This is a genomic window from Micromonospora sp. NPDC006766 (genome assembly GCF_040636055.1).
Taxonomy (GTDB): Bacteria; Actinomycetota; Actinomycetes; order Mycobacteriales; family Micromonosporaceae; genus Micromonospora.
Genome location: NZ_JBEYIX010000051.1, coordinates 1 through 17,210, shown reverse-complemented (window position 1 = coordinate 17,210; position 17,210 = coordinate 1). Strand labels below are relative to the sequence as shown.

The following is a 17,210-nucleotide window of genomic DNA, read 5'->3' as shown; positions in this document are numbered from 1 at the left end:
CACGCTTCGTGTGGAAATAACGTGTCCGAGAATTAGCCGGCGGTCGGAGTGGGCAGGACTCCGGATTACCATTTCATGACGGAGCATTGAATGTCTGCCAGGTAAGCTTCTCCCGCCTTGACGGAGCGGCGGTTATCTGCCGCCGCTCCGTGCAGGGGTGGCGGTAGCTGGCTCAGCCAGGTCGTTCTGCCGGGTGCCAGGCGGTCTTGTGCTCGTCGGGACTACTTTTGCAGGTCGGACAAGAGCAGCTTCCGGTCGACCACGCGAAGACTCCAGCCGCCGCGTACGAGGCACTGCCCTCCGTTAAGCCAAGAAGTTGCCAGTAGCGACTACAGGAGGTTGTGCTTACGGGCGAAGCCCGGGAACTCCGCTCCGGAGCAGGGCAAACGAGCACCGGTTGCTCTCAGTGCCTCAATGAGGTTCCCCGCAGCCGGAAGGGTTTGCTTGCCATCCCGGCAGGCCCCCGCGAGAAGCCAGATGGTGCCGTGAACACGGGCGTCGTGGGCACGGGCAACCTGCGTCGCGTTCCTGTCGTCCGTGATGGCCACGCCTCCCCGCAGTTCGGCGGCCGCGAGGACGGACGCTTCCCCGAGGTCGCGCTCACCCGAGCCGAGCCGCGCGGCCCATTTGGTAAAGCACCGCACCTCATCGAGCGTGTCCAGTTGGGCAGTGGCCAACCAGTCCGCCTCGCAAGCGACGGCCAGTTCACGATGATCCTCAGATCCCGCCCGCAACTCCTCCCGAACCACCTGAGTCGTCCAACAATCGGCATCGAGCAGCAGATCCTGCAAGACGTCTAGCCGGTCAGCGAGAGTGAAGTGGCTGAGAACCATCGTGTCGAGCACAAGGACAGACGTGGCTTGCGCCGACAGGGTCACGGCGCGATCTCCAGGTCGTCGTCCTGCGGTAGATCCGCCTCGGCGATGTGGCCATGCATCAACTCCAGAGCCCTGGCCCGGGTGATTCGCCTGTTCCGCAACGCTTCCATCACGGCCTGTGCGTAGGCGGGCGATACCCGCACCGACGCAAGGTCGGGCTGCGGTGCCCAGCCCAACGCCTCCATGAACTCCACGTGGGTAGGCCGAACCTGGCTCCAGGACCTACGCGTCTCTGAGTCGATGGCCCCTGCCTGCTCAGCCTGCCGCAACGCCAACAACCAAGAGGTACGGTATCGAGCCGCAAAGCTCACAATCTGATCCCGGCTCACCATCCCGCGGGCTCCGGTAGCGGCAATCGCTTGCACGGGCAGCAGCAGTTCCGCGGCGAAGGCGTCAATCACCGCCTCCCGTTCTGCACGCGAGGCACTCACGCCGAGGTCGGCGGAGTACTCATCACCAATGATGAGATGCCCCAACTCATGTGCAGCGGTAGCCCGACGGCGGCCGGGATCGCCCGTAGTGCTCACGACAGCAACGGCGATGTCGCCCTCGATCAGCGATGCGCCGTCGCCTGGCAGGTCGGTGACCAGAACCCACTGACCTGCGCACTCACAGACGTCCATGATGCTGCCGATCGGTTCATCACCAAGCCCGAACCGCTGTCGCAACCACCGGGCTGTCTGACGCGCGTCATCCTCGGATGCCACCGGGTGCGGGTAGCGAAGCAGAGGACGGGCACGCAACACGCCAATGTCCAGCAACTGCTGGACATTGCGCAGCCACTCAACCATGGCGATTTCGAGGCGTTCCGACGACCGTGCTGCCTCAGTGTCCGTTTCCTCGGTCAGCGGCGCCGCCCGTCGGGACAACACCGCTGGCGGCGGCTGAATCAAGTACTCCATCGACACCTTCAGTGCCTTGGAAAGCCGAGCCAGCTCCAAGCCGTCCAAACGGCGGCTGCCAGCCTCAACCTTGGCCAGCATGGTGCGGTCCAACCCCACCATCGCCGCGAGATCCTGCTGCGAGATCCCCAACGACAAGCGGGCTTGCCGTACCTGCTCACCGACGAGGGGCCAGTCCCAGCCATCAGCCATGGTGCGATAATCGCACACTCAGCGCCGGAATGGGTCAACACTCGGAAGATCAGGGTTCGCGCGGCCAAGTCTGGGGGTCGGTGACGACGACACCCTTGCCCTGCTGACGCCGGATGACCCCGCCGGGCCGTCTGGTCGAGCGCGGCTTGGGCGGCCAACATCCAAAGCCGCGGGCCGAGCCGGCGAAGCTCGTCGTCCGGCTGCACGGGTACGGGGCCACCAGGCGCTCGACCTACACCGTCCTCGTTCCCAGCGCCCACGCGAGCGCGAACGCATCGACTGCCGCACACATGCGGGAGGCTTCCTCGCCGCCACAGCAAAATCCCCGCCCAACGGGACGGGGATCACGCAAAACACGAAGAACTATCACGCTTCGTGTGGAAATAACGTGTCCGAGGGGAGTTGAACTCTCCTACGTAGCACCCGTTATACAAACGGGTGCTCATGCGTTAAGTCTAGCACTTTACGATGCGTAAACACTACGCCCGAGCTGCCTATGAGCATCAACAATTACCCAAGGAAGCCGATTCAATGCGCCTGCAGAGACGACAGCAGCGTAGTCAGTCCAGGCAGGAAGAATTGGGCCGCCGTCAGGCAGACTCAGTGCTGGAGTTCACGCGGTAGCAACAGGGACGGCGCGGCGGTAAGGCCATGGCAGAGGGGCTATGGAGCGCTGGGCTCGGCCAGCGGCTCGGCCTGTCGTGGTGCCGCCAGTCGGGCGACACCCTGGGTGGTGAGCAGGATCAGAAGCGCGCCGAAGCTTGGGGCGCAAGGCGGGCCCAACAAGGCCTGCCCCGCCGGTGAACGGGTGGCCCTCAGGGCTACTGACTTACTGGCGTCGGCAGTAGCGAACGGCGGAAGCGCCCCAGCCAAGATTGAGCTCTTTCTCGGCCAGCCGGGGCAGGAGGCTCCCGAGGCCCGGGAACTGTCCGGACGTCAATCGGCCGAAGTCTTGAGGGCATCGCTTATCGCTGGGTACCGGATGTGTTCCTGCTCTAGCCGGAGGGACGGTGCGAATGTGTCATTGACGAGGTCGTCAACAAGTGCCCGCTCTTGTTCCGTAAGCTGCGGAAGTGATCGGCGGGTGGGGGCCGGTTCGCGACCCCAGTGTGCGCGGTGGGCGAGCAGGGTTTCGCGGTCCATGAGAATCGAGCGTGTGTGTGAGAAGGCGGCGCGTAGGCGATCGAGAATTGCGAAGCCGTGCGTGTCGATGTCGCCCCAGTAGATGAGGTTGCGGTCGCGGAGCCATGTCAGGGGCTCCAGTTTCGCGACGGCGTAGCCGCTGCCGAGGATCACGGCAGCGCCGTGGACGGGCGGGAAGGCGAGGAAGGTGGTTTCGTTCTCGACGACATAGACGGTCGCCACAGGCGGGGGTGTGGTAGCCAGTTCGCTCGCGCGGACGGTGAGGTCGCTGTACGGCATGGGGCGGTGGTGGTTGTCGAGGAAGCGCATTCGAACGAGCAGAGGCTTGGGCCGTAGTCCGTAGCGTTCAGCGAAGGCTGACGGCGGGTGAGCGACGTTGACTCGATCAGCGGGAAGGTGTCGGTCGAGTAGCTCGGCGAGGATGCTGCGGCGGGTCTCGACGAATTTGGTGTCGACGTCGCGGGCGTCGATCTGTCGCAGGTAGGTGGCGGGATCGGCGTGATGGTCGATCCACGCGACCGTGTCGAGCAGGCGAGTCCAGTCCTGTTCGTGGGTGAGGAGCTTCATCGGGCGCTCGGCGGCCCACGCGGCTATCGGAGGTGAGACGGCGCGGGTTAGGTCGAGGAGGGTTTGATAGCGGTCGACCTGAGCCTGGACGCCGAGCGTTCGCCAGAGGCCGTCTGGCGTGTCTATCCATGCCTTGTGCGGGAGTTGGTTGGTGCCGATGAGCCGGCCGCCGACGCTGCGGTACTCGACACGCAGGGATCGGCCGTCGACTTCGCGCCAGCGGGTGGCCCACTGTTGGACATCCCCGAAGTTGTCGGCGGTTTCGGCGGCGGTCGGTCCTTTCAGCAACACGGCGAGCGGTGTTGGCGATGTGCCGTGGGCAACGTCGCGCAGGAAGTCGCCGCGTTCCCAGCGCCGTCGCAAGACGGCGATGACGTCCTCGACGGTGGCCCATGAGGCTCGTTGGCTGCTGCGGCTGCGCGGCATGGTTATGCCTCCGGGTCGGCGCCGGTGTGGGCCTGCCGCCGGCGGTGGTATTCGTCGATGGTCAGGGTCTGCAGCCGGGAGAAGTTGTCGGTGGGGTTGTCGACGAAGCCGACTGCGGATACGTATGGCTCGATGACGTGGATCTTCTGCAGGGGCGTGACGATCAGCAGTTGCAGGCCGAGACGCTGGAACAGGGCGAGCGCGAAGCGGGTGGAGTCGTCGGAGCCACGGCCGAAGGCTTCGTCGATGACGACGAACCGGAATGTGCCGGTGTTCTCGGCGTCGAGACGGAACTGGTAGGCCAGGGACGCGGCCAGGATGGTGTAGGCGAGCTTCTCTTTCTGCCCTCCGGACTTGCCTCCGGAGTCGGCGTAGGTCTCGTATTCGGTGTCGTCGTCTCGCCAGCGCTCCGTGGCTGTGAAGGTGAACCAGTTGCGGACGTCGGTGACGCGTCTGGTCCAGGCGCGGTCGGTCTCTGTCTGGCCTTCCCGGCCGCGGAAGCGCTCGATGAGGGCTTTGACCTGGAGGAATTTACGTTCCGAGTATTGCTCGGAGTCATCGTGGCCGAGGGCGTCGTCCGTGCAGGCGCGCAGCTCGGTTCGGAACTCGCGGACCTCGACGTTCGGGCTCGGGTTGCCGTCGAGCCGGATGTAGCGGCCTGGGTTGTAGTCGATCCCGACGAGGGATTCGTTGATCGTGGCGATGCGGTTCTTGATGAGGGCGGCCTGTTGGCGCAGCTGGGAGTGGAAGGTGGCGATGTCGCGGATGGCGTTGGTGTTGAGGTAGGTCTTGAACTCGGCTTCGAAGCGAGGTAGGTCATCGTGGATGAGGCGCTGGTGCATGGTGCGGTACTCGGCGGCGGCCGCGAGTGAGGCGTCCATCTCCGCGGTGTCGAGGGGGTAGGTGCTGCGGAAGGCGGCCATCAGGCTGACCGCCTTGTTGCTCTCCTGGTTCTGCTTCTTCGTGGTGTCGTCCCGCTGGCGCGCGAGTGTCGTCATGAGTGATTCGCGGAGGCGGTCCCAGCCCTCGGGCGTGACCGGTTGGACCGGGATGAGCGTCATGAGCTGCGGGAAGTGGGCACTTGCCGCTTCATGACGTGGGTCGTCGAGAAGCTCGTCGGCCTCTTGGCGGCGAGTCTTGGCAGCTTTCAACGCGTTCTCGGTGACGGCGATCTTGTTGCTGTGCTCGTCACGACGGCGTCTCGCGCCCTGCAGCAGTTGCGTGAGGCGGTCCAGTTCGGTGGTGAGTTCGGCGATACCTTGGGTGCCGGACTCGATGCGACGTTTCTCGTCCTGCAGGCGTTCTATCGTGTGGGTGGCTGCTTCCCAGTCGAGGTCGGCGAAGTCCTGGTAGACGGTGATCTTGTGGAGCTCGCCCAGCCGCTGGCTTCGGGCTTTGATCTTGCTCGCAAGCTCACTTTCGGTCTTGCGGGCGGCGTCTAGGAGGCGGTCGATTCGTTGGCCCTGTTCGACGAGGGCGTGGATCTTCGACTCATTGGACCAGCCAAGGACGTACTGGCTGCGGTCGTCGATGCGTCTGCGGTCGTCTTTCTCGTGGCGTCCAGAAGGGTCCTTAAGCTGGCCGGTCCGGGTGATCGCCTTGGGAGCGCGACGGAAGTCGACCATGGTGGTGACGCATTGGTGTGCCGCGCGGTCGCGAAGTTCCCGTTGCAGCCACGGGGTGAGCGGTGAGTCTTTGAGGTCGAGGGTGTCAAACAGTTGGAGGCCGGCGTTGAGCGGCGGCGTCTCGACGGTCTTGGGCACGGTGGCTGGTACCCGGTAATAGACGAGTCTGCCGTCCAGGTGGTGTCCGTCGACCCAGTCGGCAACTGCCCGGTAATGCTCATCGGGGACGAGCAGCGACAGCGCGAAGCCTCGCAGGACGCGTTCGGCGGCGCCTTCCCACTCGACGTGTTCGGCGCGGACTTGGACGAGTTCGCCGACGAAGGGTAGTTCGGTTTCGGGTAGGTCGAGGCCAGCGCAGAGACGTTGCCGCAGGGCGAGGTTGTGGCGTGGGATGTTGCTCGGTCGGCCGCTCAGGCTGCGCAGCTCGGCGTTGATCTCGGCTGCGTCCTTTTCCAGGTCACGGACGTGGACGCCTGCATCGGTGGCGGCGGTGTGAAGGTCGGCGATCGCGTTGTCATATCGCTGGATTTCCTCGGCGACTGCCATCTGGCGGGTCGCGAAGGTGGTGGCGTCGGCGACGCGGGCGAGTCCGACTGCGTCGAGCAGTGCGTTCAGGCCTATCATGCGGCCCCTGCGCAGGTCGCGGGTTGCGGAGAGGTCATTGATCTGTCGCTCGAGTTCCCAGATGCGTCCGCCGCCGAGGCCCTCTCGTGCGAGGTCCGCGCGGCGGTGTTCTTCTTCCAGGGCTCCGATCTCCCCGTCGACCTGACCGAGCAGTGTCCGGTTTGTGGTGAGCTCGTCGGTCAGGTTCGTGATCTGTGCGTCGAGGAGATCGGCGCTGCGGCGGGCGACGAGGTGCGGTAGGGCGGCGCGTTGTTCGTCGAGGGTTTGCAGCGTTTGGCCGTGCTGGTCGTGTGCGTCGCAGGCCGCGAGAATCGGGGTGAGCCCGGCGATCTGTTCTCGGGCGCGAAGGACCGCGTCATGAGCTCGGTTGAGGTCGTCGAAGTGGTCGATGAGCTGGCGGATCACCGATGCGGCGTCGAAGGGTTCGAGCATGTGGCTGCGGACGAAGTCGTTGAGGTTGCCGACTGCCTTCATCGATACGGTCTGGTGGAACAGGTCCATTGCCTGCTCGGAGGCGATGCCGAGTCTCCTGCGGAAGTCTTGGCCGTACTCGGGGAAGTGATCGGCGATCTTGGCTCCGCGTTGGCGTAGCCGTCGACGTAGTTGGGAGATCTCCGAGCCGAAGTCGAGGAAATCTTCGTTGATCGACAGGGGGGTGCCGGCGGTGACGTAGAAGCGTTCGGGTTGGCCGGTGTTGGCATCGTTGAGCCAGAACACTTGGGCGAGGGTGACTGTCGTTCCTTGCGTCTCGTCAGCGAAGACGCCGAGGATCACCGAGAAGCAACTGCCGCTGCGCAATCCGACTGGCTTGGAGGTGCCGGTGGCGTCATTGCTCTCGGATTTGTAGTAGCCGAGAACGTAGGAGCGCAGCGACCGCTCGCGGGTGTCCGCTCCGGCCGCCTTGTTGTAAGAGATCTTGTTGGCTGGTAGCAGCAGCGTCGTTACTGCGTCGACAAGGGTGGACTTGCCGGAGCCGATGTCGCCGGTGAGGAGGCTGTCCGCTCCGTCGAGGTGGAAGGTCCAGACCCGCTGATCAAAGGTGCCCCAGTTGCGGACTTCCAACCGGTGCAGGCGGTAGCCGTGGCGGGTCATGCAGCATCTTCCTCATCTTCGGTGAGTTCGGCGGCGTACTCCGCAAGGCGGGAGTCGAAGTCCGCCAGCCACTGGGCATCGACGAACGCCTTGAGGATGCGGCGCACCTCGAAGCTGGGCTCCTTGTCCTTCGTCCGGCGCAGGAATCCCAGCTCGACGACCTTCGTCAGGTGAGCGTCGATCTGGTCGACCAGGCGGGCGTCGTTGGCGCCAAGGGGCATGAATACCGTCAGCATGTCGATGATCTGGCGGCGGGTCAGCACGAGCCGGGGATCCGCACCACTGGCGTCGGTCTCGGCCAGCTTGCGGCGCAGTAGGGCGAGCAACAGGCTGACGTGGAACGACAAGGACCGACGCGGCACCAGCCGCGGCACAGGCGGGAGATCGGGATCCTCGGGCCGGGATTTCAGATAGGCGTATCCCTCAGACTCGTCGATGACGACGACTAACCCGAGCACAGCGACGTAATCACGGACTTGGGGCTGCAGCGCCGCCAAATGCTGCCAGGCCGCCGCATGTGTGTCTCGGTAGACCACACCCTTCATGAGCTGCGTTACCGCCACGGAAAGCGACGGCTCACTCCGTGTGTCCGGCGCGTTCATTCGCTCTCCCCTCCCTCGTCCGGACGAACGTCACCGACGGGGCGGTGACGGTACGGCGGCTGCCCTCGGAATCGGTCCAGGTGATCGACTCGCGGCGTGACTCGTTGAACACCACCTCGAAGGAGGCGTCATTCAGGGACAGGTAGCCCACCAGCTCGGCGAGCCCGTCCGTCGGTGGGTGAGCGCCGATGATGTCCCGCAGCGACGCCTGCGATGCTCCGCGAAGCACGTCGCGCACTGCCGCGACCAGACGCGTGGGGTCGACATACACCTGCTGGAACAGCGCCGACATGTCAACGTCGACTACAGGGTCGGCGGTGCTGGTGCTGTTGACGGCGTGCCGAGCACGGGGTTGGTACAGCGGCCGCTCCATTGGCAGCACGACCTCGACCCGTGTGTCGTCCAGTGACATCCTCACCCTCGACGTGTCCACATCTCGTAGAGCGAGTGCGCGTGCCTCAATGCTGCGGAGAACGTCCATGACCCGGCGGTTTTCCAGCCACGCCTGATCGTCAAGGAACCGACGAAGCTGCTCCGACAACAGTCGCACGGTGGCCTGTGTCCGGCCGGCTGCCTCCAGCCAGTCGTACTGCACACGGTTCATGCGCGGGTCTGCATGGCCGATGGCGTCGAGGGCCTGCACCCGTTCCAGCAGATCGGTGAACTCCTCCTGGCGGCGTAGCGAGAGCAGGAAGTCGTAGAACGCGTCGAAGCTGCGGCCCTGATCGGACCCGGAGATGGCCTGCCGACTACCGACGATCTCATCGAGTAGTTCGCCCTTGGATCCCTGCCACGCCGCGATCCGCTCACGCACCCGCCGATCGAGGGCCCGAAAGTTGTCCTCCACCTCCCGTAGATCCCCGAGCAGGCTCCGCGCCGTCGCCACGAACTGCTGATAACGGTCGCGCTGGGCGGTGTCATCAAGCACGGTGAAGTCACCGGCGCGGACCCGAGCGATCTCCGCGTCGACCTCCGAGCGGCGTCGCTGTAGGACCTCAAGGCGTGCGTCAGGGTCGGTCTCCGCGCCGAAGGCCATCTGCCGTAGCAGGTCCACGGCGATGTTGAGGCGGGACTCTGTTCCCACGAACTCGCGTGCTTGCAGGCTGCGTACCCATGCCAGCGCGCGTTCCACGGCCGGGGTTGCGTCGAAGTGAACCTCGTCGGAGTCCGGCGGGTAGTACCGGCGTAGCCAGCCCGCGTCTACCCAGTCACCGAGGTAGGCACGGGCGCTCTTCGGGAACGTCCCCTCGCCGTACTGGTCATTCAGTGCGAACAGCAGGTCGTCGAGACGCTCAGCGAGCCGATCCCCCGAGATTGACCTGACGTTGTCGTCGACGAACACCTGGCCGAGGAACCGCAGCACCAGCGGTGCATGGTCGGCACGGAGCAGCCGCCATGCAGGGTCCTGGCGGCGCAACCAATCGATTTCGTCGTACTCCACGGGCACCTTCCCTCTCGGGTTCGCTCGGCCGGCGTCAGGCTACCCGCACAGTGCGACGAAGCCATCGCACGATGTGATCATTTGCTGTCCGTCGACCGCCGCAAGGCTATGCGGTGAAGCGCCACCAACCGATCCATGGAGGGACGCGCTCTGGTGTTGTTGTCGCCCAACCCGCAATCCTTAACCTGCCTTGCCGTGCTGCGGCGCGATGGGGAGCCACTCCCCCACCGCGCCGCCTAGGGCAAGTCAGATTGGCCGGTCAGGGCAAGGTTCCTGTCGCCGGACCGTTGGAGGTCTCGCGCGTCGTGACGAGTGGGTGCGGCTGTCCGGTCATCGCCGACAGGGCGTCGGCGACGTCCTGGAGGTCGGCTTTGATGTAGGTGGTGGTGGAAGATCCTGGGCTGTCTGTATGCCCGGCGTAGGCGCGGGCTACCCCGTAGCCGAAGTTGCGTTCCACCCAGGTGAGGGTGGTGTGGCGCAGCCAGTGGGTGGAGATGCCCTGCGCGGCGACCCAGGGCAGGCGCTCGCCGATGCGTTTCCACAGATTGTCGTAGCGGCGGCTGCTGATCGGCTGGCCGTCGCGGTAGCGCAACAAGCGGTCGGTGGGCAGAACGGCGCCGCGGACGCGGGCGCGTTCGTGCAGATGCTCGGCGAGGTCGAGGCTGATCGGCTGCCACCGCACGGTGCCTTTCTCTGCCAGGCGCACGAGCCCGTTGGCGCGATCCAGGTCGACAAGCCGCAGGGCGAGGGCACCGCCGCGCCGGCAGGCGCTTTCGGTGTGCAGGCGCAGCAGGAGGGCGTCGAGGATGACGTCGTTGCCGCTGGTCCGCGCCACCGCGTTGATCTCTTCCAGTTCGTGTGGCGTCAAGGCGCGGCGGGTGCTCGGGAGGCGGCGGGGTTTGGCGACGCGGTGGGCGGGACTGGCCGAGGCGTCGATCAGGCCATCAGCGACAGCCCGGGAGTAGAAGGCGCGGGCGGCGGCGATGACATGCTCGCCAGCGTGCCGGCCGTTGCGGCTGTTACGCCGCGACCGGGCCCTGGCGATCCTCTGCTGTTTCATCGCCTCGATGTCGCTCGCTGCGACGTGGTTTAGAGGCCAATCACCCCACGCTGCGGCCATCCGCTCCCAGTACGTGCCGTACGTCCGTCTCGCACCCGGGCCCGCCGCCGCAAGGACGCGAGGCAGGTACTCGGCGACCGTCGGCAGAGAGAGTGACATGCCGGCGCTGGACTGGAGGTCGGCCAGGGTGACACCGAGATGCGCGAGGACCTGCCGGGCCGCGGCAACAGTGGCAGGGTCAGCAGACATGGCCGCCTCCTGCCACCTCGACATGCAGATCGGCGAGCAGCCGAGCGACGGCGCCGATCGGATGCACAACGATCAGGTCATGGATGACAAGAGCGGCCAGCAGCACCGGCTGGCCCTGCTCGATCCGGCACATACGTCGCGCATACGCCGGCAGTGGCAGCTGCCCTCGGCTACCCACCTTGTGCCGACCATCGCCGGCCGAGGCGATGATGAGCACCCCTCGGTGCGGCTGGATGTCGAGGTGATGTCCCGGCTGCCAGCCCAGCGCGCGCAGGATGTGCTGCGCGGCCACTCGGCCACAGCGGGATGGAAGGGCCGTCCCCAGCAGAAGTTCAGCAGGATTGACGGCCGCGGGTAGTTGAACTCGGGCGGGTAGTGCCGGCATCGATACCGGACGGGGACGCGGACGAGCGGGCAGGGCGGCAGGAACAAGCGGAGATACAAGCTGCTCACCGCCCGGTCGGAGGGAAGGTCGTGTCATGGCGGTGACAACGGGAGACGGCATCCTGGGCCTCGTCGTTCCCGACGGTCGGGAGCCATCGGTGGCCGACGACGCGTACCGCTTCGCGCGGGAACCTGACACCAGTCAAGTGAGACATTTTCATGGTCAGGTGTTCTCTAGATCTGCGGGTTGAGCTGCTGGTTTGTTGAACCACACGGTGTCGGGCAGGGCCGGGGTCGGGGGCGGAGGGTGAACCGGTCCGGTGGGCTTGCCAGGCGGCGTCGAGGATGCGTTGCCGCTGGTCGTGCACGTCGCCAGCGGTGCCGTAGTGCAGCAAGGCGGGGGTGTGCAGACCAATCCCGGAGAACAGCAGATTATGTGCGGGTCTGGGTCCGGCGCATCGCCGCAGCGGCGTGGGCCGAGGGGGCCCACGCGAAGCCACAACAGGCGAAAGCAGACATCAGGGCATAAAAAAGAGGGGCAGTAGCCTTACGGCGGGTGCCCCTCTGTGTCTGCCAAAAACAATACACGGCCTGGCCGGCCACCACCGGGACGGTGGCTGTCGGGGTCTCCCACTACCGTTCATACGTGACCACGCCCACCGCGCCGGCAGCCACCGCGACCTACGACCGGCACGTGATCGCCCGAATGATCGACTTCTTCACAATCGACGGCACCCCCTGGCCGCGGCGGCTGTGGGACGTCGGCTCGTTGCTGGCCTTGGAGGAGTTATGGGAGGCTAGCGCCTGGGCGGCGCAGAAGGTGCTCTCTGCCACGGCGTGCGACTGGCAGCGCAACCAGCTGCGCGCCGTTGTCGGCCCCGACGTCGGCCTTGGCGAAAAAGAGCTGCGCAAGGAGCTGACAGCCTTACTCAATGCGCCGCTGCCCGACCCGAGCCCGGCCCGGCGACGCCTCAAAGAGCTCATCGAGCACGCCCGTCCCGGCTACGTCGACCGGTGGGCCGCCGCGGTCGCCAAGAACCTCGCCGAGCGACCCAAGCCCGAGCGGCTCGCACGGACGGTCGCCGGGCACCTGCTGGACCTGGGATACGACGCAAACCACCTCGCGGTCTGGGCCAACGAGCTCAATGCCGGCCAGGCCACGGCGATCGAGGTCATCGAAGCCGCTGCCACACTGGCACGTGCGCCCAAGCGGTCTTTCGACGTCGTTGTGGTGCTGCTGGCCGCACCAGAGCGGCCGCTAGCGGAACAGCAACCGAACTGGATGACCAAAGGGCAGGTCATCGAATGGCTCAAAGCGCGTGGCTTCACCACCCGCGGTCTTCGCGCCGGCGGTGGCTTTCGATACGAGGTCAGAGCATTGGACGCCTACGGCGCTGCCGACCATGCCCGCCAGCTTGTGGAACGGATGGTGGCCCGCTCGTCGTTCCAGCGAAGCAACCGCGGCGGCATCACCGCCGCCCCGTCCATCTGGGTCGACGGCCACTCCGAACCGATACCGCTGCTCACCCCGGCGCGCGGGGCCAACATCCTCGCGCTCGTACACGAAGGCCACCTCTACCGCGTTGACGGCGAGCGCAGCCTGATCGACGACGCGCTGGAACTGGCGGCACCACTCAACCAGGGCGCGCTCGGCCCGGCGGTCGCCGGCGGCTGGGCCGCTGTGGAGTCGCTGCTGACCCACCCCGACGATCCTCAGGAGGAGGAGCGCTCCGGCAAGGCCGTCGCCGCCGACCGGCTCGCCGCGATCATCGCCTGCTCGTGGCCCCGAGCCGAGCTCACCGCGTTGGCACACCGCCACGATCCGCCCCAGCCGGACACGCTCAGCGCGGCCCTGGCGTCGTGCACGACCAACATCGAGCGTGCCCGGGCGGTGGCCGACGGCATGATCGCCAGAAGGGCGCTGCCCTACCTGTCTGGACGCAAGCTGCAGCGCCACAGCGACATGGCCGCCGTCGAGCGGATGGTCCGTTTGGTCGCCGAACCCCGCGCCGAGCTGAACAAAGCGGTCACGACCTTCAAGATCGCGTTGCGGAGGTTGTACCGGACCCGCAACATCGTGCTGCATGGCGGGTCGACCAAGGGGGTGGCGCTGCAGGCAGCCTTGCGCATCGGCGCGCCGCTGGTCGGTGCCGGGCTCGACCGGCTGGCCCATGCGGCCCTAACCGAGGGCATTCACCCGCTCGACCTGGCCGCCCGGGCAGAGCTGGCTCTTCAGTTGGTCGATGGGGAGACCGGCCTGTCGGTCGTCGAGCTGCTCGAGCCTAGGCGCCGATAGCACTTTCGCCGGAAAAGGAAGAGGGGCAGCGACCGAACTTGTCGGTGGGTGCCCCTTCAATCCTGGGGTGAAGCCTACCATCGGCAGGCCTCACGTTGACGTGCGCTGCAGACGGGCGTGGCGCGGCTGCTGGCGATCGTTTGACAATGTTGACCAGGCGATCAGTCGTCGGCGTTCGTTGGGCGGATCGACTGGAGCCAGACTCGAGGGCCGCCGTTGTCGATCTGCCAGAAGCTCCAGCCGTTGCGGTTGTCGTTCACCCTCGGGTTGTAGTGGCGAACAATCGCGCGGGCCGCGCCGGTGGGAGTCTTGAAGGACTTGCCCTTGAGTGGGCCGTCGACGATCTGAACTCGGGCTGGTGCGAAATACAGTGCTCGCGTCCGGTGCCCCTCGTAGTCGGCGTAAATCGGTACGCCGTTCTCTCTTTCGGTTGGGTCTTCGCCAGCCAATGAGCTGTCGGCGATCAGCCGTCGCACGATCTCACCTTCCGTGACGTTCGCCATCCGCGCGGCGAAGGACACGGTTCGCTTGGTGCCGTCGTCAACCTCAATCGTGGCCATACATCATCCTCCGCTCGCGTTGACAAGACCTTAGCGCAGACCGAAGCGTAAACCAAGTAGTCTGAAACGCACCTCCGGCGCAAGCTGGCAAGTGATCTTCACCGAGAACGTCATCCGCGGTCGGCTGCTACACAAGCCCGCCCGATCACGCCACGCTGAACCGGACCGGCCTGCACACCCGCAGGTCGTACCGCTGCTCGTAGGCCCGCAGATAGTCCACGACGTGCCCGGCGGTCCCCTGTCCTCGCCCTCCTGCCGAGGCATCCCCCACCCCGGCAGCGGGCCGTACTCCGCTGGCGAGAACAACCGCAACGAGTCCCGAGCGGGTAGGCACACGGACAGTGACGGGCGCTGACGGTCAGCGCCCGCCTTGTTGGTGGCATGAGCGCGCATCGCCGCCGAGGTCCCGCGAACGCCTGGCGGCACGTGACAATGTTGGTGTTGTGTCGGCGTAGGTTCCCGAGGTGACTGTGTACGACATTGCCGCCAAGCTGCCTTCCCTCGGCGTGCTGCGGGACCGCTGCAAGGCACTCGCCGTGCTGGAGTGCATCCTCGACGGTGGAGAGCCCCACTACGCCTACACCCGCGCCTGGGGTGACGACGAGGCGGCGTTGATGAACAACGGCAGCGGCGACGAGTGGGCGGTCGTGTTCACCGCCGAGGGCGCGTTCATCCGTGTGTACGACCACGGGTCAGCAATGACGCCCTACCGCAGCCCGGACCGCGAGCTGTGGCCCGGACTGCTCGACGGCATCCCGGCGGTGTTCCGTCCGCAGATCGAGCAACCAGCGTTCGGCGACGAGGAAGGACAGTTCCTCGCCACCGCGGTACTGTGGCGGCTCTGCGGTGACGACCGCTGGCAGGCCGGCGAAGGCATCACGTTCCCTCCGCTCCGCGGGCCGGACAACGTCCCGGACGGCTCTGGACTGCTCGAGATCCTGCTCGACGACATCGTCGACCGATACGTCACGTTCGCCGAGGACTACTACGAGACCGAACTGGACCCGGCGGATGTCGAGCACGTCGTCACGCACCGCCCGCTCACCGACGTCGTCGTGCAGGCTTTGAACCCAGAGATGACCGTTGCCAGGCTGCACGAGGACATCGCCGCGATTGGGTATCCGATCGCGACCGCGTGACGTCAGTCCCGTACCTGGACCGTCTCAGCACGCTGGTCACCCAACGGCAGTACCGGAAGCTGAAGCACCTGACTGATTGGTCACGGCCTGTGACGCGCGATCAGCGGCAAATGAGTAAGGCAGTGGCCACCGCACCGCGAGGTGCATTGCCAAGTCCACCGTCCCGGACCACCACTGCTGCCTACGAGCGCGCGGTTGCCGGGCCCGGCGGATAAGGTGCGGAACATGCAATCGCTGATTACGGCCATCGTCGAACACGACGAGGCCGCCAGCTTCCTGGCCTGGCCGGGCGACTTCGAGCTCGACCGGAAAGACCACGTTGAGGACGTCCACCTCGCATCAGGCGCGGCACTCGAGGGCTTCGCGGGTGATGGTGCCGGGGGCACTTACTTCTTCTGCGGTAGCGGTGGCGAGGAACGGCCAGTCCTGTATGCGGACTCGGAAGGCAGCGCGGCCCTCGTAGCGATCGGCCTAGAGCAGTTGCTGCAGCTCCTGCTGGTGGCGCCTTGGTGGCGCGACTGCCGCGCGTTCACCGAGGAGGAGAGTCGCGAGCTGGCCGCCGAGTATCTGGAAGACATGCCGGATCTGGCAGCTCGGCGCAATCGTGCGGCCACGGCTCTCGGCCTTGACCTTCCCACAGAGGCCGAAGCTTTGGCTGCCCTCCGCAGGGTCGCTACCGAGGCAGGCAAGGACTTCATCCTCATCTTTACGCCAGAGGATACGCCGTACGACAGGCTGATCAACGACTGAGTGGCATGGCTCTACTGCAGTCTTGATCACCCATAGTAGTTGATCCGGAGCCTTGAGCGTCCACCTGGTGGCAGATCCGCGCACGTGATCAACGCACCTCGTGGTTGACCGGGACGCGCGCAGCAACAGCAACACTTTCCGCAGGTTGAGTCACCCCAGCCAATCGCGGGAGACCGTCGACACGCAATCGAAGTGACCGTTGGTGTGACTCTTGACCAAGGTGAAGAAGGGGTGTGTAGTGTGTACCCATGACACGCGTTGACTTTCGGTACCTCGCGGACCTCCTCACCCCACGCCACGCTGCCACAGTCGACGACCCGGCCGTACGGAACCGCCTTGCCGGCCTAGTCGACACCGGCACATCCGAGTACATCGCCGGCTTCATCTCTCAAGCTGGCCGGGTCCTCGGTGAAGCGGTGAAATCGGGCGAGACCGTCCTATACGAGAGCGACATCACGCTGGACGCTGACGGTGGCTGGGAGCCCGGAACCCCGTCCCGAATGTGGATAGCGACAGCGGGCACCCGACGGGAGGACGTATTCGACGACGCCGCCCGCATCTTCCTGGCCCAAAGCCTGCGCACCGGGGCCGCCAGCCAGTTCTGTGGATGGCGGGACCGGGTCGTCGCAATCGTGCCCGAGGAAGTCGGCCCCAAGGAGTCGAAGATCATCCGTACCCTGGCTGGCGGGGGTATCGAGGTCGTACACACGTACACCGTTCTCGATGCGTACGGCACCTACGCCCGATGGGTCACCGACCTTGCCCTGGAGTATGGAAGCGGTGACCAGGCAATTGCTTCCGACACGCCACGACCGCCCGGCATGGCGCAATCGGTCGTGAGCGCATGGCTGATGCGCGAGGCGGGCGAGGCACAGCTCCAGCAAGCCCGCCACTCCCTGAAGTTCGGCTTAGCGGGGTACGCGCGGGTGCCGAGTGAGGAGCTGCCGATCGCCGAACTCGCCCGCTCCCTCTACACCGACCGCGCGAACTTGACGAAGGTCATTAAGGCGGCCGAGAAGGATGCCAGGATCACCGGGATCCTCGACGCGATCGCGTCCGGGGACACCGACCGGATCATCACAACTCTTCGCAACGGGTAGAACGGCCGGGCCTCTGTCGACCTCGGATGGCAGCCCGGGCCGGAAAGCCGCCATGGGCGGACCTGTGTGGAGCAGCCACAGACGTCTGATTTGACCAAGTAGTTCTGGCCCCACTGGGCGAACTTGTTTTGGCCCCACCCCGGTCCCGTGGCGCGGTGTACCAACTTGTTTGGCTCCACA

The 17,210-nt window shown here is 65.9% G+C and carries 13 protein-coding genes; 5 read left to right on the top strand and 8 right to left on the bottom strand.

Annotated elements, in window-relative coordinates; translation table 11 throughout:
* Positions 1-329: 329 nt before the first annotated feature.
* The 7 genes from ABZ671_RS27180 to ABZ671_RS27150 all read right to left on the bottom strand — a co-directional run bounded on the left by ABZ671_RS27180 (position 330) and on the right by ABZ671_RS27150 (position 10,801).
* Positions 330-878 carry a PIN domain-containing protein gene (locus ABZ671_RS27180; RefSeq protein WP_357863346.1) on the bottom strand — a complete coding sequence of 183 codons (549 nt, stop codon included), beginning with the start codon at positions 876-878 and terminating at the stop codon, positions 330-332.
* Positions 875-1,972, bottom strand: a complete 1,098-nt coding sequence (locus ABZ671_RS27175; RefSeq protein WP_357863343.1) for an XRE family transcriptional regulator — start codon at positions 1,970-1,972, stop codon at positions 875-877. Before ABZ671_RS27175 ends, ABZ671_RS27180 begins: the two co-directional genes overlap by 4 nt.
* Positions 1,973-2,908: 936 nt before the next feature.
* Complete coding sequence (locus ABZ671_RS27170; protein ID WP_357863340.1) at positions 2,909-4,108, bottom strand: Wadjet anti-phage system protein JetD domain-containing protein; 1,200 nt, start codon at positions 4,106-4,108, stop codon at positions 2,909-2,911.
* Positions 4,109-4,110: 2 nt separating this feature from the next.
* Entirely contained in the window at positions 4,111-7,449 is a 3,339-nt protein-coding gene (locus ABZ671_RS27165) for an SbcC/MukB-like Walker B domain-containing protein (protein WP_357863337.1), read from the bottom strand.
* Positions 7,446-8,051, bottom strand: coding sequence for a DUF4194 domain-containing protein (locus ABZ671_RS27160; protein ID WP_357863334.1), 606 nt, complete (start codon positions 8,049-8,051; stop codon positions 7,446-7,448). The genes ABZ671_RS27165 and ABZ671_RS27160 overlap by 4 nt, the downstream gene beginning before the upstream one ends.
* Positions 8,026-9,492: a DUF3375 domain-containing protein gene (locus ABZ671_RS27155; protein WP_357863331.1), complete on the bottom strand. Its 1,467-nt coding sequence runs from the start codon at positions 9,490-9,492 to the stop codon at positions 8,026-8,028. The genes ABZ671_RS27160 and ABZ671_RS27155 overlap by 26 nt, the downstream gene beginning before the upstream one ends.
* Before the next feature lie 259 nt (positions 9,493-9,751).
* Positions 9,752-10,801 carry a site-specific integrase gene (locus ABZ671_RS27150; RefSeq protein WP_357863328.1) on the bottom strand — a complete coding sequence of 350 codons (1,050 nt, stop codon included), beginning with the start codon at positions 10,799-10,801 and terminating at the stop codon, positions 9,752-9,754.
* On the opposite strand from ABZ671_RS27150, the gene ABZ671_RS27145 reads away from it, so the two are divergent.
* Both ABZ671_RS27145 and ABZ671_RS27140 read left to right on the top strand, forming a co-directional pair.
* Positions 10,800-11,159, top strand: coding sequence for a hypothetical protein (locus ABZ671_RS27145; protein ID WP_357863325.1), 360 nt, complete (start codon positions 10,800-10,802; stop codon positions 11,157-11,159). The genes ABZ671_RS27150 and ABZ671_RS27145 overlap by 2 nt on opposite strands.
* Before the next feature lie 672 nt (positions 11,160-11,831).
* The gene (locus tag ABZ671_RS27140) at positions 11,832-13,481 is read left to right on the top strand and encodes an integrase (RefSeq protein WP_357863322.1); all 1,650 of its coding nucleotides are present in this window, start codon (positions 11,832-11,834) and stop codon (positions 13,479-13,481) included.
* A 161-nt stretch (positions 13,482-13,642) separates the two neighbouring features.
* Here the strand turns inward: ABZ671_RS27140 and ABZ671_RS27135 are convergent, their stop codons facing one another.
* Complete coding sequence (locus tag ABZ671_RS27135; protein WP_357863319.1) at positions 13,643-14,041, bottom strand: hypothetical protein; 399 nt, start codon at positions 14,039-14,041, stop codon at positions 13,643-13,645.
* 464 nt (positions 14,042-14,505) lie between these two features.
* Between ABZ671_RS27135 and ABZ671_RS27130 the strand changes: the two genes are divergently transcribed.
* From ABZ671_RS27130 to ABZ671_RS27120, 3 genes are all read left to right on the top strand, one after another.
* Positions 14,506-15,180 carry a hypothetical protein gene (locus ABZ671_RS27130; protein WP_357863316.1) on the top strand — a complete coding sequence of 225 codons (675 nt, stop codon included), beginning with the start codon at positions 14,506-14,508 and terminating at the stop codon, positions 15,178-15,180.
* Between the two features lie 225 nt (positions 15,181-15,405).
* Complete coding sequence (locus ABZ671_RS27125) at positions 15,406-15,930, top strand: hypothetical protein (protein WP_357863313.1); 525 nt, start codon at positions 15,406-15,408, stop codon at positions 15,928-15,930.
* Between the two features lie 248 nt (positions 15,931-16,178).
* Positions 16,179-17,030 carry a hypothetical protein gene (locus ABZ671_RS27120; protein WP_357863311.1) on the top strand — a complete coding sequence of 284 codons (852 nt, stop codon included), beginning with the start codon at positions 16,179-16,181 and terminating at the stop codon, positions 17,028-17,030.
* Positions 17,031-17,210: the final 180 nt, after the last annotated feature.

Bases quoted from the DNA above. Each gene is read 5' to 3' on its own strand.
- ABZ671_RS27175 (WP_357863343.1), bottom strand. From the start codon at position 1,972: ATGGCTGATGGCTGGGACTGGCCCCTCGTCGGTGAGCAGGTACGGCAA.
- ABZ671_RS27145 (WP_357863325.1), top strand. From the start codon at position 10,800: ATGGCCGCCTCCTGCCACCTCGACATGCAGATCGGCGAGCAGCCGAGC.
- ABZ671_RS27150 (WP_357863328.1), bottom strand. From the start codon at position 10,801: ATGTCTGCTGACCCTGCCACTGTTGCCGCGGCCCGGCAGGTCCTCGCG.
- ABZ671_RS27160 (WP_357863334.1), bottom strand. From the start codon at position 8,051: ATGAACGCGCCGGACACACGGAGTGAGCCGTCGCTTTCCGTGGCGGTA.
- ABZ671_RS27165 (WP_357863337.1), bottom strand. From the start codon at position 7,449: ATGACCCGCCACGGCTACCGCCTGCACCGGTTGGAAGTCCGCAACTGG.
- ABZ671_RS27135 (WP_357863319.1), bottom strand. From the start codon at position 14,041: ATGGCCACGATTGAGGTTGACGACGGCACCAAGCGAACCGTGTCCTTC.
- ABZ671_RS27125 (WP_357863313.1), top strand. From the start codon at position 15,406: ATGCAATCGCTGATTACGGCCATCGTCGAACACGACGAGGCCGCCAGC.
- ABZ671_RS27170 (WP_357863340.1), bottom strand. From the start codon at position 4,108: ATGCCGCGCAGCCGCAGCAGCCAACGAGCCTCATGGGCCACCGTCGAG.
- ABZ671_RS27120 (WP_357863311.1), top strand. From the start codon at position 16,179: ATGACACGCGTTGACTTTCGGTACCTCGCGGACCTCCTCACCCCACGC.